The organism is Halapricum sp. CBA1109 (assembly GCF_009741825.1).
In the GTDB taxonomy this organism is placed as follows: domain Archaea; phylum Halobacteriota; class Halobacteria; order Halobacteriales; family Haloarculaceae; genus Halapricum.
The window spans coordinates 1-12,343 of sequence record NZ_WPCA01000081.1 but is presented as its reverse complement, the minus strand read 5'-3'; the positions used below and the strand labels follow the sequence as shown (position 1 = coordinate 12,343).

At 69.1% G+C, this 12,343-nt stretch carries 16 protein-coding genes; 11 read left to right on the top strand and 5 right to left on the bottom strand.

Going from position 1 to position 12,343, the window contains the following annotated elements:
• From GJ629_RS10050 to GJ629_RS10030, 5 genes are all read left to right on the top strand, one after another.
• Window positions 1-282 (top strand): ATP-binding protein (locus GJ629_RS10050; protein ID WP_197428540.1); only part of this gene is annotated, 282 nt, incomplete at its 5' end.
• 93 nt (window positions 283-375) lie between these two features.
• Window positions 376-591: a hypothetical protein gene (locus tag GJ629_RS10045; RefSeq protein WP_157512844.1), complete on the top strand. Its 216-nt coding sequence runs from the start codon at window positions 376-378 to the stop codon at window positions 589-591.
• A gap of 1 nt (window position 592) precedes the next feature.
• Window positions 593-1,612 carry a site-specific DNA-methyltransferase gene (locus GJ629_RS10040; RefSeq protein WP_157512843.1) on the top strand — a complete coding sequence of 340 codons (1,020 nt, stop codon included), beginning with the start codon at window positions 593-595 and terminating at the stop codon, window positions 1,610-1,612.
• 41 nt (window positions 1,613-1,653) lie between these two features.
• Window positions 1,654-2,343 carry a type I 3-dehydroquinate dehydratase gene (locus GJ629_RS10035; protein WP_157512841.1) on the top strand — a complete coding sequence of 230 codons (690 nt, stop codon included), beginning with the start codon at window positions 1,654-1,656 and terminating at the stop codon, window positions 2,341-2,343.
• Window positions 2,344-2,370: 27 nt separating this feature from the next.
• Window positions 2,371-2,835: a zinc ribbon domain-containing protein gene (locus GJ629_RS10030; protein WP_370515857.1), complete on the top strand. Its 465-nt coding sequence runs from the start codon at window positions 2,371-2,373 to the stop codon at window positions 2,833-2,835.
• Here GJ629_RS10030 and GJ629_RS10025 read toward each other — a convergent pair.
• Entirely contained in the window at window positions 2,822-3,985 is a 1,164-nt protein-coding gene (locus tag GJ629_RS10025; protein ID WP_157512839.1) for a 3-dehydroquinate synthase II, read from the bottom strand. The two genes, GJ629_RS10030 and GJ629_RS10025, sit on opposite strands and share 14 nt — an antisense overlap.
• Before the next feature lie 85 nt (window positions 3,986-4,070).
• Here GJ629_RS10025 and GJ629_RS10020 point away from each other — a divergent pair, with 85 nt between their 5' ends.
• Window positions 4,071-4,838 carry a hypothetical protein gene (locus GJ629_RS10020; RefSeq protein WP_157512838.1) on the top strand — a complete coding sequence of 256 codons (768 nt, stop codon included), beginning with the start codon at window positions 4,071-4,073 and terminating at the stop codon, window positions 4,836-4,838.
• Between the two features lie 7 nt (window positions 4,839-4,845).
• Here GJ629_RS10020 and GJ629_RS10015 read toward each other — a convergent pair whose 3' ends face one another.
• From GJ629_RS10015 to trpC, 4 genes are read right to left on the bottom strand one after another with little or no spacing between them, the layout of a single operon-like run.
• Window positions 4,846-5,640, bottom strand: coding sequence for a 2-amino-3,7-dideoxy-D-threo-hept-6-ulosonate synthase (locus GJ629_RS10015; protein WP_157512837.1), 795 nt, complete (start codon window positions 5,638-5,640; stop codon window positions 4,846-4,848).
• Window positions 5,641-5,671: 31 nt separating this feature from the next.
• Window positions 5,672-6,535 carry a tryptophan synthase subunit alpha gene (gene trpA / locus GJ629_RS10010; protein WP_157512836.1) on the bottom strand — a complete coding sequence of 288 codons (864 nt, stop codon included), beginning with the start codon at window positions 6,533-6,535 and terminating at the stop codon, window positions 5,672-5,674.
• Window positions 6,532-7,890, bottom strand: a complete 1,359-nt coding sequence (trpB, locus tag GJ629_RS10005) for a tryptophan synthase subunit beta (protein ID WP_157512835.1) — start codon at window positions 7,888-7,890, stop codon at window positions 6,532-6,534. Before trpB ends, trpA begins: the two co-directional genes overlap by 4 nt.
• Window positions 7,887-8,660 (bottom strand): indole-3-glycerol phosphate synthase, encoded by a 774-nt coding sequence (gene trpC / locus GJ629_RS10000; protein WP_157512834.1) that lies wholly within the window; start codon window positions 8,658-8,660, stop codon window positions 7,887-7,889. The genes trpB and trpC overlap by 4 nt, the downstream gene beginning before the upstream one ends.
• Window positions 8,661-8,810: 150 nt before the next feature.
• Between trpC and GJ629_RS09995 the strand changes: the two genes are divergently transcribed.
• Genes GJ629_RS09995 through queC form a run of 5 tightly spaced genes read left to right on the top strand, consistent with a single transcriptional unit; the run spans window position 8,811 to window position 12,137 of the window.
• Window positions 8,811-9,092, top strand: coding sequence for a hypothetical protein (locus tag GJ629_RS09995; RefSeq protein ID WP_157512833.1), 282 nt, complete (start codon window positions 8,811-8,813; stop codon window positions 9,090-9,092).
• A gap of 24 nt (window positions 9,093-9,116) precedes the next feature.
• Window positions 9,117-10,064, top strand: coding sequence for a helix-turn-helix domain-containing protein (locus GJ629_RS09990; RefSeq protein WP_197428539.1), 948 nt, complete (start codon window positions 9,117-9,119; stop codon window positions 10,062-10,064).
• Window positions 10,065-10,119: 55 nt separating this feature from the next.
• Complete coding sequence (locus GJ629_RS09985; RefSeq protein WP_157512831.1) at window positions 10,120-10,578, top strand: 6-pyruvoyl tetrahydropterin synthase family protein; 459 nt, start codon at window positions 10,120-10,122, stop codon at window positions 10,576-10,578.
• Entirely contained in the window at window positions 10,579-11,358 is a 780-nt protein-coding gene (locus GJ629_RS09980) for a 7-carboxy-7-deazaguanine synthase QueE (RefSeq protein WP_157512830.1), read from the top strand.
• Window positions 11,355-12,137 (top strand): 7-cyano-7-deazaguanine synthase QueC, encoded by a 783-nt coding sequence (gene queC, locus GJ629_RS09975; protein WP_157512829.1) that lies wholly within the window; start codon window positions 11,355-11,357, stop codon window positions 12,135-12,137. Before GJ629_RS09980 ends, queC begins: the two co-directional genes overlap by 4 nt.
• Window positions 12,138-12,343 lie beyond the last annotated feature (206 nt).

Sequence of the window (12,343 nt, the reverse complement as noted above, 5' to 3'; positions counted from 1 at the left end):
GCCGTCGAACACGCCGGGTCGGGCGTCCACCGTCACCGTCGGGTGGCTCGAGGACGACCGCGGAGTTTAACCGTCGCCGACGACGGGCCCGGCATCCCCGACCGGGAACGGGCGGTCCTCGACAGCGGCACCGAGACCCAACTCGAACACGGCCTCGGGATGGGGCTGTGGTCGATCAACTGGGCGGTGACCCGCGTCGGCGGCGACCTCTCCGTCGCCGACAACGACCCCCGCGGCACCGTCGTCACCGTCCGCCTGTACGGGACCGACCCCGAGTTCTGACCGCCGTTGCCCGGCCCCGTTGGTCACGCGCGGTCCTCGGCGGGCGCCACTGAGACCGCAACGCACCTAAACCGTCCACTCCTCGCCGCTGACGTGGAGACGACACACCGCATCGAGACGGCGGACGCCCGGGAGATAGACCTCCCCGAGGACAGTGTCGACCCACTTTTTACAGACGGGGGGTTCCTCGGCTCGCGGCGCTCGCCTGCGGGACCCCCCGTCTGCAAAAACGTGGGGAAAAACGGCCGCGACTCACTGCGCTCGTCGCGGTCGGACGACGGGACCGCCGGGCCCGCCGGAGGTGACTGATATGGAGACGACACACCGCATCGAGACGGCCGACGCTCGGGAGATGGACCTCCCCGAGGACAGCGTCGACCTCGTTGTCACCTCGCCCCCGTACCCGATGATCGAGATGTGGGACGACGTCTTCGCCGCGCTCGACCCCGATATCGGCGACGCTCTCGACGCCGGGGACGGCGACCGGGCGTTCGCGGCGATGCACGACGTCCTCGACTCGGTGTGGGCGGCGGTGGCCCGGGTCCTCCGGCCGGGCGGCATCGCGGCCATCAACGTCGGCGACGCGACCCGGACGCTGGAGCGCTTTCGCCAGTATCCCAACACCGCCGAGATAACGCGCCGGTTCCGCGACCGGGGGTTCGATCCGCTCCCCGATATCCTCTGGCGCAAACCCGCAAACAGCGCGGCGAAGTTCATGGGCTCGGGGATGGTCCCGCCCAACGCCTACCCCACGCTGGAACACGAGTCCATCCTGCTCTTTCGCAACGGTCCGCGCCGGGAGTTCGAACCCGGGGCGCGCCGCCGCTACGAGAGCGCCTACTTCTGGGAGGAGCGCAACGAGTGGTTCTCCGATCTGTGGGAAGTGACCGGCCACCCGCAGGACGTCGAGGCCGGGGCCCGCGAGCGCTCGGGCGCGTTTCCGCTCGCCATCCCGACCCGACTGATCCGGATGTTCTCGGTGCAGGGCGACACGGTGTTAGACCCCTTCTGGGGGACGGGGACGACGACGCTCGCGGCGATGTTCGAGGGCCGGGGGTCGGTCGGCTACGAACTCGACGCCGACCTCCGGGCGGCCTTCGAGCAGCGACTGGCCGACGCGCCCGCGCGCTCCCGGCGGCGCGCCGGCGAGCGACTGGCCGCCCACCGCGCGTGGGTCGCCGACTACGACGGCCAGTTGGACTACGAGGCCGTCCACTACGACACCCCCGTCCGGACCAAACAGGAGCGCCAACTGCGGCTGTACGTCCTCGATTCGGTCGCGGGGACCGACGCGGGCTACCGGGCGACCCACGTCCCCTACACGGAGTGAGGGGTCGGAGGTGTTTTGCGCCGCGCCGGAGTACCCGGCGTATGGAGTTCGATACGTTCAGACTCGCCGCGTCGACGGCCGACCTCGCCGAGGAGCCAGACGCCCGCGAGCACGCCGACATCGTGGAGTTCCGGATGGACTTGGCCGAGGAGCCACTGGCGGCGCTGGCGAACTACGACGGCGACCTCCCACTTTTGGTGACAAACCGCGCCGCGTGGGAGGGCGGAGAGGCCGAGGACGACCGAGCGCGGCTAGACGCCCTCGAACGCGCCGTAGAGCGCGGGGCCGTCGCGGTCGTCGACGTGGAACTGGCGGCCATCGAGGACGGTGACGGGGCGCGGGTCGTCGACCACGCCCGCGAGTTGGGTGTCTCGGTCGTCGTCTCGACCCACGACTTCGAGGCGACCCCGGGGATGGGGGAGCTACAGGAGACGCTCTCGCGGGCCTGCGAGCACGGCGACGTGGGGAAACTCGCGGTGACGGCCCAACGCCGGGACGACGTGCTCGACCTGCTGGTAGCGACGCGGGCGGCGACGGCCGCCGGCGACACCGTGGCGACGATGGCGATGGGCGAACCGGGCAGACACTCCCGGGCGGTCGCGCCGCTGTACGGGTCGAAGATAGGGTACGCGCCCGTCGACCCCGCGTCGGCGACGGCCCCGGGCCAGTACGATTTGGCGACTCTGCGGGGCCTCGTCGACTCGCTGTCGGGCGACGCGGAGACAGTTTAAGTCCGTCCAGCCGGTAGTGTAGGTATCGTGAGCGACGCCGAGAAACAACCGTGGAAGGCCGCGGTGCTGGCGCTGACCTACCCCGGGCTTGGACATCTCTACCTCCGGGCGTGGCGGCGCGGACTGGCGTGGCTGGGGCTGATATTCGTCGTCTCACAGCTCCCCATCGCGCTGTTCTCGCCGGAGACGGCGCTGAACGGGCGCTTCAACGTCGACACCGTGCTGGAGGCGGCCCGTGCCATCCCGCTGTACCTCCCGCTGTTGACGGTGGGCGTCGTCGGGTTGAGTACGGTCGACGCCTACCGACAGGCCGAGCGCGGGGTCCACCGCCGCTCCCGGAGTCGGGGTCGGTCGACGCGCGGCCGACAGTCGGCGACGCGCTGTCCCCACTGCGGGGAGTCGCTGGGCGACGCTGATCTCGATTTCTGTCAGTGGTGTGCCGAACCGCTTGACGAACCGCCGGAGGACGGCGGGCTGTTCACTTCTCGATGATTGACTCCTCGACGGCCTCGCCGAAGTGCCGGGCGGTGTCCTCGTAGTACAGCAGTATCTCGTCGCCGGGTTCGAGGTCGGTGACGGCTGTCCGGCCCTCGCGGGTCCGGACCTTGATCGTCTCGGCGTTCTGGAGAAGGGTCTCGATGCGGTCGCCGTCCTCGGTTTCGGCCTGCACCCGAAACATCGGGCGCTTCTCTATTTTCGCGCGGCCGACGATGGCCTCGCGGGTGTGGCCCTCGCTGTCGACGACCTGCACTTCGTCGCCGCTCTGGAGTTCCGAGAGGTACTTCGTCCCGCCGTCGGGCGTCCGGACGTAGGCGTGGACGGCGCCGGCGTTGACCCGGAACGGTCGGCTGGCGACGTAAGGCGACTCGGCCGTCTCGGCGTGGACGAAAAAGAGCCCGCGGGCCATCGACCCGACGAGCATCCCCTCGTCGTGTTCCAGCAGGCTCCCCGTGTCGATACAGACCCGGTCGGCCGAACCGGTCTGTTCGACGGCCGTGACGGTGGCGTACTCCAGTTCGAGGGACTCCCGGTCGGCCTCGTCCCGGACCTCGACGGTCTTGCGAATCTCGTCGGGGTCGTCGGTGTCCAGCAGGACGCCGTCGGCACCGATTTCGAGCGTCTCGTAGGCCGTCCGGGCGTCCTCGGCGGTCTGGACGCCGGTGATCAGGTCGGTTTCCTCCCCGACGCGGGCGATGAGGTTCTCTAGGGGAATGATCTGCCAGTCTTCGCCGATGACGATGGTGTAGTCGCTGTCGGCCGCGACGGCCTCGGCGAAGGCCTCGTAGTCCTGATCGAAGATGCGGACGTAGCCGCCGTCGGGGCCGTCGTCGGCCCGGAGCGCGGAGAGGTCGGCCGACCCGGAGAAGTCAGCGGGGAGGTCGACCGTCCCGTCGCCCTCGCCGTCCTTGCCGACGATGGCGGCGTCGGGGCTGACGGCCTCGGCCTCGGCGTCCATCACGTGGACGTCCCCTCCGGTGAACGCGGCGACGTTCACCGCGCCCAGTTCCCGGACCCGGTCGACGTCGCGTTCGTCGACCAGCACCCAGTCGACGCCGGCCTCCAGTCCCGCCGTGATCCGTCGCTTGCGCGCCTCCCAGTCGCCGACCTCGCTGTCGGCTTTGAGCCAGACGGTGCGTGTCATGTGCACAGGGTCGCGGTGGGGGCGCTTGAACGTGGCGGATTCGACGGTCGGTGGGCCTTTTGCCGCCCGGTCCCAACGCCCGACGATGGACCGGACCACCCTTTTGACCGTCGTTGTCGTGGTGCTGGCCGGCCTCGCCGGCTGTACGAGCGACGTACCCACGGCGACGCCGGCACCGGTCCCCTCGCCGTCGTTCGGGGCGTCGTTCGACGGCCCGCTCCCGCCCGGCGCGACGGCCGCTGGCATCGACAACCGGTCGGCCCTCGTCGACGCTCACACGGCCAGCACCAACCGGACCGACGGCCGGATCACGATCAACCGGACGGTCCGGCGCGTCGACGGCGGGGAAGCTCTCCTCAGTCGGACGCAGACGACCGTCGACTTCGAGGCCGACCCGGCGCGGATCAACTTCTCACAGCGTCAGCGCTCGAACGGCGTCTACCCGAACCAGACCATCGACGCCTACTACAGCGAGCGCGACCGCTTCGCGCGGATCACCGACGAGAACGGGTCGTACTTCGACCGGATCACCGAGACGACGGTCGGCGAGTACCGTACGCAGACGGCCGCCTACGAGGTGTACAACGCGCTCGGCGTGGGCCAGTGGGTCCCCAGCGAGCGAACCACCGTCGGCGACAGCGACGCCGTCGTCTTCCGCCTGACCGACGTGGCCGACACGCTCGACAACGCGACGGGCGCGATGGCGGTGACGCCGGACGGGGCTATCCGGCGACTCACGCTCAGGACCGTCACCGACGGCCGAGCGGTCCGGGTACAGTACCGCTACGACACCTTCGATGACCGGCCGGTCGACCCGCCGGGGTGGCTGGCGGCGGCGAGAGAAGCGGAGTGAGCGTCGGTCAGGCCTCGACGGCGATGCCGGCTTGCTCCATCGCGTCGAGCGCCGAGGCGTCGTCGTGGACGACAGCGGCGACGGCCTCGGTGATCTTCCCGGGGTCGTCGTGCTGGAAGATAGAGCGGCCCATCGAGACGCCGGCGGCCCCGGCGTCCATCGCGCCACGGACCATATCGAGGGTCTGCTCGTCGGTGCCTTTCGACCCGCCGGCGATGACGACCGGCTTGGCAGTGGACTCGACGACGTGGGCGAAGCTGTCGGCGTCGCCGCTGTAGGAGGTCTTGATCACGTCCGCGCCGAGTTCCTCGGCGAGGCGGACCGCGTGGCCCAGCGACTCGGGATCGGTGCCGTCGACGCCCGGCCCGCGGGCGTAGGCCATCGCCAGCACCGGGACGTTGAACCGGCCGGCCTCGGTCGTCAGCTCCCCGAGTTGCGTGATCTGGTCGGGTTCGTGGTCCGATCCGACGTTGATGTGAAAGGAGACGGCGTCCGCCCCGGCCCGGATGGCGTCCTCGACGGTGCCGGTGAGGCGTTTGTCCTCCTCGTCGGGGCCGATGGTCGTCGACCCGTTGAGGTGGACGATGTAGCCCGCGCCGTTCTTGTTCGGGTGGACGCGGTCGGCCAGTCCCTTCTGGGTGAGGACGGCGTCTGCCCCGGCCGCGGTGATGCCGTCGATGGTCGACTCGATGTCCTTGAGGCCCTTGACGGCCCCCATTGTGATGCCGTGGTCCATCGGGACGATCAGGTGCCGCCCCGCTGTCCCGATGCGCGACAGCCGCGCCGATTTCCCTGCGCTCATTAGTATGTGATGCTGTGGCAAGTGCGCGGTATCATTGTTCCGGTTGCGGTCGATCCTGCAGTCCCCGGATCGCACCATCCTTGAGCTCGCGGGCCTTCGCCGTCAGGCGCTGTGCGGTCTCCGCGACGGAGTCGCCCTCGGCGACGCCGTCAGACTGCGTCTGACTGCCTGCTGAAGTTCCTTCAGCAATGATGTCGATCAGCGCCGACCCGACGATGATCCCGTCTGCGCCCGCCGAGACGATGCGCTCGGCGTGGTCGCCATCCGAGATACCGAACCCGACGGCCTTGGGCACGTCCCAGTCGCCGATGCGGGCGAGCGTCGCGGCGGTCTGGTCGCTGACGTCCTCGCGCGCCCCGGTGACGCCCGTCCGGGCCTGCACGTAGACGTAGCCCGAGACGCGTTCGCGCATCGCTTCGAGGCGGTCGTCGGTCGTCGTCGGCGCGACGATGAACACCAGATCGAGGCCGAACTCGTCGCAGGCCTCACGGAGTGGGTCGGCCTCCTCGGCCGGCAGGTCGACGACGACGAACCCGTCGATGCCAACCTCGGCGGCGCGTTCGACGAACGGCCGAGGACCGTGTTCGCCTCCATACTGGAAGACCAGATTGTAGTAGGTCATGCAGACGATGGGCACCTCGACGTCGAGGTCAGCGACGAACTCGAAGTAGCGCTCGGGGGTCATCCCCGACTCGAGGGCGCGCACGACGGCGTTCTGGATGGTCGTCCCCTCGGCGATGGGTTCGGAGAACGGCAGGCCGAGTTCGATGACGTCCGCGCCGCCCTCGACGAGGGCCTCGACGTACCGCTGTGAGGCCTCGTAGGAGGGGTCGCCCGCGGCGAGATACGGGATGAACGCCGGGTCGTCGGCCGCGAAGACGCCGTCGAGGCTCATTCGTGGCCTCCCGCGTGGTCGCCGCCGCTACCGTCGCCGCCCGCGTGGTCGCCGCCCATATCCATCATCCCGCCGGCACCGACCTGCTCGAAGACGCTCATATCGGGCGCGATGTCCAGATCACGTTTGGCGGTCTCCTCGATGACAGTTTCGAGGTCCTTGTCGCCGCGCCCGGAGACGTTGACGACGGTGAGGTCGCCCACCGCGTCGGGGTTCTCCTCCAGATAGCCGAAGGCGTGGGCCGTCTCCAGCGCGGGGATGATCCCCTCGTCCTGTGAGAGGCGGTGGAACGCCTCTAGCGCGGCGTCGTCGTCGACGTTGACTGGCGTGACCCGGCCGGTGTCGACGAGGTGGGCCAGTTCCGGGCCGACGCCGGAGTAGTCAAGCCCCGCGGAGACGGAGTGAGACTCCATAATCTGGCCGTCGCCGTCCTGCAGGAGTTTGGTGCGCGCGCCGTGGAGAACCCCCTCGTTTCCGGTCGAGAGCGACGCCGAGTTCGGGGCGACTCCACGGTCCTCGTCCACCGAGAGGGAGGACCCGCCCGCTTCGACGGCGACGAGGTCGACAGCTTCGTCGTCGACGAAGTGGTGGAACGTCCCCATCGTGTTCGACCCGCCGCCGGCACAGGCGACGACCGAATCCGGAAGGCGACCCGCCTTCTCCTTGATCTGCTCGCGGGCCTCCTCGGAGATGACCGACTGGAAGTCACGGACCATCCGCGGGAACGGGTGGGGGCCGACGACGGATCCGATGACGTAGTGGGTGTCGGAGACGTTGGTCGCCCAGTCGCGCATCGTCTCTGAGATGGCCTCTTTCAGCGTCCCGCGGCCGACGGTGACGGGGGTGACCTCGGCGCCGTTGATGCGCATCCGGAAGACGTTGGGTCGCTGACGGGCGATGTCGGTCTCGCCCATGTAAATCTCGCAGGGCATGTCGAGGTGGGCGGCGGCCATCGCGGTGGCCGTACCGTGCTGGCCCGCGCCCGTCTCGGCGATGATGCGGTCTTTGCCCATATACTTCGCCAGCAGGACCTGTCCCAGCGCGTTGTTGAGTTTGTGCGCGCCGCCGTGGAGCAGGTCCTCGCGCTTGAGGTAGACCTCGGTGTCGTAGCGGTCGCTGAGGCGGTCCGCTCGCTGGAGCGGGATGGGACGGCCGCCGAAGTCCGCGAGGCGGCGGCGGAACTCGTCCATAAAGCTGTCCTCGTTGTGCAGGACGTACCGCCGGTAGGCGTCCTCCAGTTCGTCGATGGCGGGCATCAGCACCTCGGGGACGTACTGGCCGCCGTACCGGCCGAACGTGCCGTCGAGGTCGTCTGTACCACTCGTGTCCGTCGCGTCGATGTCGTCCGTACTCATGAGTTGGGTGTCGTCAGTCGCTCGGTGTTCGCCCGGACGGGACCGTCCATGATCGCCGACCCGATCAGGAGCGCGTCGGCCCCGGCCGCTCGCATCCGTGCCACGTCCTCTGGAGTCGTTACGCCGCTTTCGGCAATGAGCGTGACGCCTCCCGGTACCTCGGGCGCGACGGCCTCGAAGGTCCCGAGGTCGACCTCTAGCTCGGCGAGGTCGCGGTTGTTCACGCCGACGATGTCCGCGCCGGCCTCGACGGCCGTCGCCACCTCGTCGGCGGTGTGGGTCTCGACCAGCACCTGAAAACCGCGGTCGCGGGCCGCCGCGATCAGGTCCTCGAGGTCGTCCGTCCCCTCCTCCTGCAGGAAGCGGGCGATCAGTAGGATCACGTCGGCTTCGACGACGTCCAGTTGGGCCTCGTGCAGGACGAAGTCCTTCCGGAGGACGGGCACGTCGACGGCCGCCCGGACCCGGCGCAGGGTCTCGGCCGACCCGCCGAAGTGGTCCGGCTCGGTCAGCACCGAGAGGGCGGCCGCCCCGCCGGCGACCATCTCTTCGGCGAGTTCGACCGGGTCGTCGGTTCGTTCGCCGTCGGTCGTCGGACTCGTCGGTTTGACCTCCGCGACTACCGGGACGCGGCCGTCGGCCGCGGCGCGGTCGAACGCCGCCGGCAGCGACCGCGCGTCGACGGACACACGCTCGCCCCCACCGCCTCGCTCGTGGGCGGCGTCGAGTATCGACCGCACGGCTGGTGCGATCTCATCACTGTGTTCCATTACCGTCCACTAACGTACAGAGTTGTACATAAGGCTTGCGTGTCGACGGCGGAAAGTGTATGTGGACGTACAGAAATCCGTTTCGGAAACTGAACCTACAGAAATGTATTTCAGATTATACTTATCCCCGTAGGGGCCGTCTGTACTGGTATGAGCGGTCGAACGACGCGGTACAGGTCGACAGCACAGTACAGTTTCGGACAGGCGCTCGCGCTCGCGGCCGGCGTCCCCCTCGCGGTACTGACGGCGGTGGTCGCGCTGAGTTACCCCGCCATCGGGGTGGTCGTTAGTGCCGGTGTCGTGGCGGTCCTCGGCGGTCGCCGGGTGGCACGTCGCCGGAGCGGTCACGCCGGCGAGACGACGCCCACGGCGGACACGACGGAGGACGCTACCGGGTCGCCGCTGGGTAGCGCCGACCGCCGCAGTTCTTAGGACCCTCCGATGAGTACACCGGGTATGGCAGACGACGCCGCCAGCGAGGACCCGCTCTCGCCGGACGAGGCGTTCGCCGCCCTCGGCAACGAGACGCGGGTCAGGATTCTCCGGGTCCTCGGGGACGAGGACGACCCGCTGTCCTTTTCGGCGCTGTACGACGAGATGGAGATGCGCGACTCCGGGCAGTTCAACTACCACTTGGACAAACTCGTCGGTCACTTCGTCCGCAAGACCGAGGAGGGGTACGAACTCGACCGGGCCGGCCGGCGCATCGTCGAGGCCATCCTCTCGGGGGCCGTGACCGACGACGTGGCCGTCGACCGGACTCCCATCGACGAGCAGTGTGACATCTGTGGCAGCCCCGTCGAAGCGACGTGGAACGACGGCGGCATCAACCTCTACTGCACCGAGTGCGACGGCCGGTACGACCACAACCACCGCCGCAACCGCGGGAGCGCTGAGGGGTATCTCGGGACGCTGTTGCTCCCGCCGGCGGGGCTCCGGGACCGCTCGGCCGACGCGGCCGCACAGGCCGCCTGGACCCGGACGAACCTCGAGATACTGTCGATGGCCAGCGGCCTCTGTCCGCGCTGTTCGGCCACTATCGAGACCAAGCGCCACGTCTGTACGGACCACGGCGCGACCGGCGAGTCCTGCTCGGCCTGTGGCGGCTACTACGCCGTCAGCGTCGGCTTCCAGTGTACCAACTGCATCTTCTCGAGCGGCGGCGCCGGCGTCCTCGCGCTCCTGTCGAACACCGACCTACTCGACTTCCTGACCGACCACGGCCACAACCCGGTCGACCCTGACTCCGTCCGGGCGGTCAACGAACTCCAGATGAACTACGAGGAGCGTATCCTCGCCGAGGACCCCTTCGAGGCCGAGTTCACCTTTCGTGCCGACGACGAGACGCTCACCCTCACCGTCGACGGCGACCTCTCGGTCGTCGATTCCGTCCGCGAGCGATAACCCACACCGGGGTAGTTTTATACCGGGCACCGCTGTACACCGATAGTATCTAGATATGCCCGAAGGATTATCGACACAGGCTGCCGGCGATCGGGCGGCCGCGTCCGACGAACGGACGCTGGTCGTCGGCGGCGACCGGCCGATCCGTATCTCGGCGGGACACCGCCTCCAACACCACGACGGGAAGTGTTCCCGCCCGCACGGCCACAACTACGAGATCAGCGTCGCGGTCACCGGACCGCTGACCGAGGCGGGGTGGGTCGTCGACAAAGGCGATATTACCGCAGTGATCGACGAGTGGGACCATCGCTTCCTGCTTGAGGCCGGTGACCCCCTCGTCGAGGCGTTCGAGGCAAGCGGTGACGGCGACGCCGTCGTCGTCCTCGAACGCCCGCCGACGGCCGAGGTGATGGCGTCGCTGCTGGAATCACGGCTGTCCGACCGGCTACCGGACACGGTCAGCGACGTGGCCGTCAGCGTCGCCGAGACCGGCGAACTGTGCGCCAGACCGTAGATGCCCGTCTCAACTGACGTCGAGCGACCGGACAGCGCTCCCGAGGGCGAGGCCCTGCCGATCAACGAACTGTTCCACTCCCTGCAGGGCGAGGGCAAACTCGCCGGGACGCCCTCGGTGTTCGTCCGCACCAGCGGCTGTAACCTCCGGTGTTGGTTCTGTGACTCGTACAACACCTCTTGGGACCCCGACCACGCGTGGATGGGCGTCGACGAAATCGTCGCGGCGGTCGAACAGTACGACGCCGATCACGTCGTCCTCACGGGCGGGGAACCCCTGCTCCACGAGGAGAGCGTGACCCTGCTGGAGCGGCTGGCCGACGCCGGCTACCACACTACCGTCGAGACCAACGGGACCATCTCTCGGGAGGCGCCCGTCGACCTCGTGAGCGCCAGCCCGAAACTGGCCTCCAGCACGCCGACCGCCGACACCGAGCGCCCGGACGGCAACCCGGTCGACGACGCGTGGGCCGACCGTCACGACCAGCGCCGCCTCGACATCGACGTCCTCGCGCGGTACGTCGAGGCCCACGACACACAACTGAAGTTCGTCGTCACCGGCCGCGAGGATATGGCCGAAATCGAGTCCGTCGTCGAGGCCGTCCGCGAGGCCGCCGACGCGCCCCTGCCCGACAGCGACGTCCTCCTGATGCCCGAGGGGACGACCCGCGAGCGACTCGCCGAGACGCGCGGCCGCGTCGCCGAGTTGGCGGCGGAGTACGGCTACCGCTACACCCCGCGACTGCACGTGACGCTCTGGAACGACGCACCCCAAATATGACCACTGACACCGACGACTCGCCCGTGCCCGACCCGCACGAGGACCGCGCGGTCGTGCTGGCCTCCGGCGGAATGGACAGCGCGACCGCGGCCTACGAGGCGCTGGCACGCGGCTACGACCAGTTGTACCTGCTCCACACTACCTACGGCCAGCACACCGCCGACCGCGAGCGGACCTGTGCAGAGGCGCTTGCCCGCCACGTCGACGCCGCGGACCTGCTGGTCGTCGAGACCAGCCACCTCGCCGATATCGGTGCGTCCAGCCTCACCACCGACGCCGAGGCTGTCGACGACGCCGATATGGAGAGCGTGGCGGGCACCGCCACGGAACAGTCGAGCGGCGATGAGCCGCGAGACAGCGACGGCGTCCCGGACTCATACGTCCCGTTCCGGAACGCGAACCTCCTGTCGATGGCCGTCTCCTACGCCGAGGCAAACGGCTGTACGGCGGTGTTCATCGGCGCTCACAGCGAGGACTACTCGGGCTATCCCGACTGTCGGCCGGCGTTCTTCCGGGCGTTTCAGGACGTCGTCGACCGCGGGACCAGCCCCGCCGCCGACATCAGTATCGAGGCGCCGTTCGTCGACGCCACGAAGACCGACATCGCCGAGCGCGGCCTCGAACTCGACGTTCCCTACGAGGACACGTGGAGCTGTTACCGTTCGGAGGCGCCGGCCTGCGGGACCTGTGACGCCTGTGCCTACCGGTTGCAGGCGTTCCAGCGCGCGGGCGTCGTCGACCCCATCGAGTACGAGCAACGGCCCGACTACACGGAGTGAGCGGAGTGCAGTCGCGGAGCAGGGCGGAGCAGTGCCGTAGCGGCGGCGGGGCAGTCGCTGAGCGGTCGCGAGGCAGTCGCGGGGCGGTCCGCGGAGCGGTGCTGTGCGGGCGGCGGAGCGGAACCGGACTCCGTCGAGTACTGCTCGCTCGGCCGACGGCCGAGCGAGCAGGGAGTTTTTCCCCAAGTTTTTGCGCGGGGGTTGAG

Excerpts from the sequence above, each read along its gene's own strand:
- trpB (WP_157512835.1), bottom strand. The coding sequence starts at position 7,890 with ATGAGTACGGACGACATCGACGCGACGGACACGAGTGGTACAGACGAC.
- GJ629_RS10020 (WP_157512838.1), top strand. The coding sequence starts at position 4,071 with ATGGACCGGACCACCCTTTTGACCGTCGTTGTCGTGGTGCTGGCCGGC.
- GJ629_RS10035 (WP_157512841.1), top strand. The coding sequence starts at position 1,654 with ATGGAGTTCGATACGTTCAGACTCGCCGCGTCGACGGCCGACCTCGCC.
- trpC (WP_157512834.1), bottom strand. The coding sequence starts at position 8,660 with ATGGAACACAGTGATGAGATCGCACCAGCCGTGCGGTCGATACTCGAC.
- queC (WP_157512829.1), top strand. The coding sequence starts at position 11,355 with ATGACCACTGACACCGACGACTCGCCCGTGCCCGACCCGCACGAGGAC.
- GJ629_RS09990 (WP_197428539.1), top strand. The coding sequence starts at position 9,117 with ATGGCAGACGACGCCGCCAGCGAGGACCCGCTCTCGCCGGACGAGGCG.
- GJ629_RS10025 (WP_157512839.1), bottom strand. The coding sequence starts at position 3,985 with ATGACACGCACCGTCTGGCTCAAAGCCGACAGCGAGGTCGGCGACTGG.
- GJ629_RS10040 (WP_157512843.1), top strand. The coding sequence starts at position 593 with ATGGAGACGACACACCGCATCGAGACGGCCGACGCTCGGGAGATGGAC.
- trpA (WP_157512836.1), bottom strand. The coding sequence starts at position 6,535 with ATGAGCCTCGACGGCGTCTTCGCGGCCGACGACCCGGCGTTCATCCCG.
- GJ629_RS09995 (WP_157512833.1), top strand. The coding sequence starts at position 8,811 with ATGAGCGGTCGAACGACGCGGTACAGGTCGACAGCACAGTACAGTTTC.
- GJ629_RS09985 (WP_157512831.1), top strand. The coding sequence starts at position 10,120 with ATGCCCGAAGGATTATCGACACAGGCTGCCGGCGATCGGGCGGCCGCG.
- GJ629_RS10015 (WP_157512837.1), bottom strand. The coding sequence starts at position 5,640 with ATGAGCGCAGGGAAATCGGCGCGGCTGTCGCGCATCGGGACAGCGGGG.
- GJ629_RS09980 (WP_157512830.1), top strand. The coding sequence starts at position 10,579 with ATGCCCGTCTCAACTGACGTCGAGCGACCGGACAGCGCTCCCGAGGGC.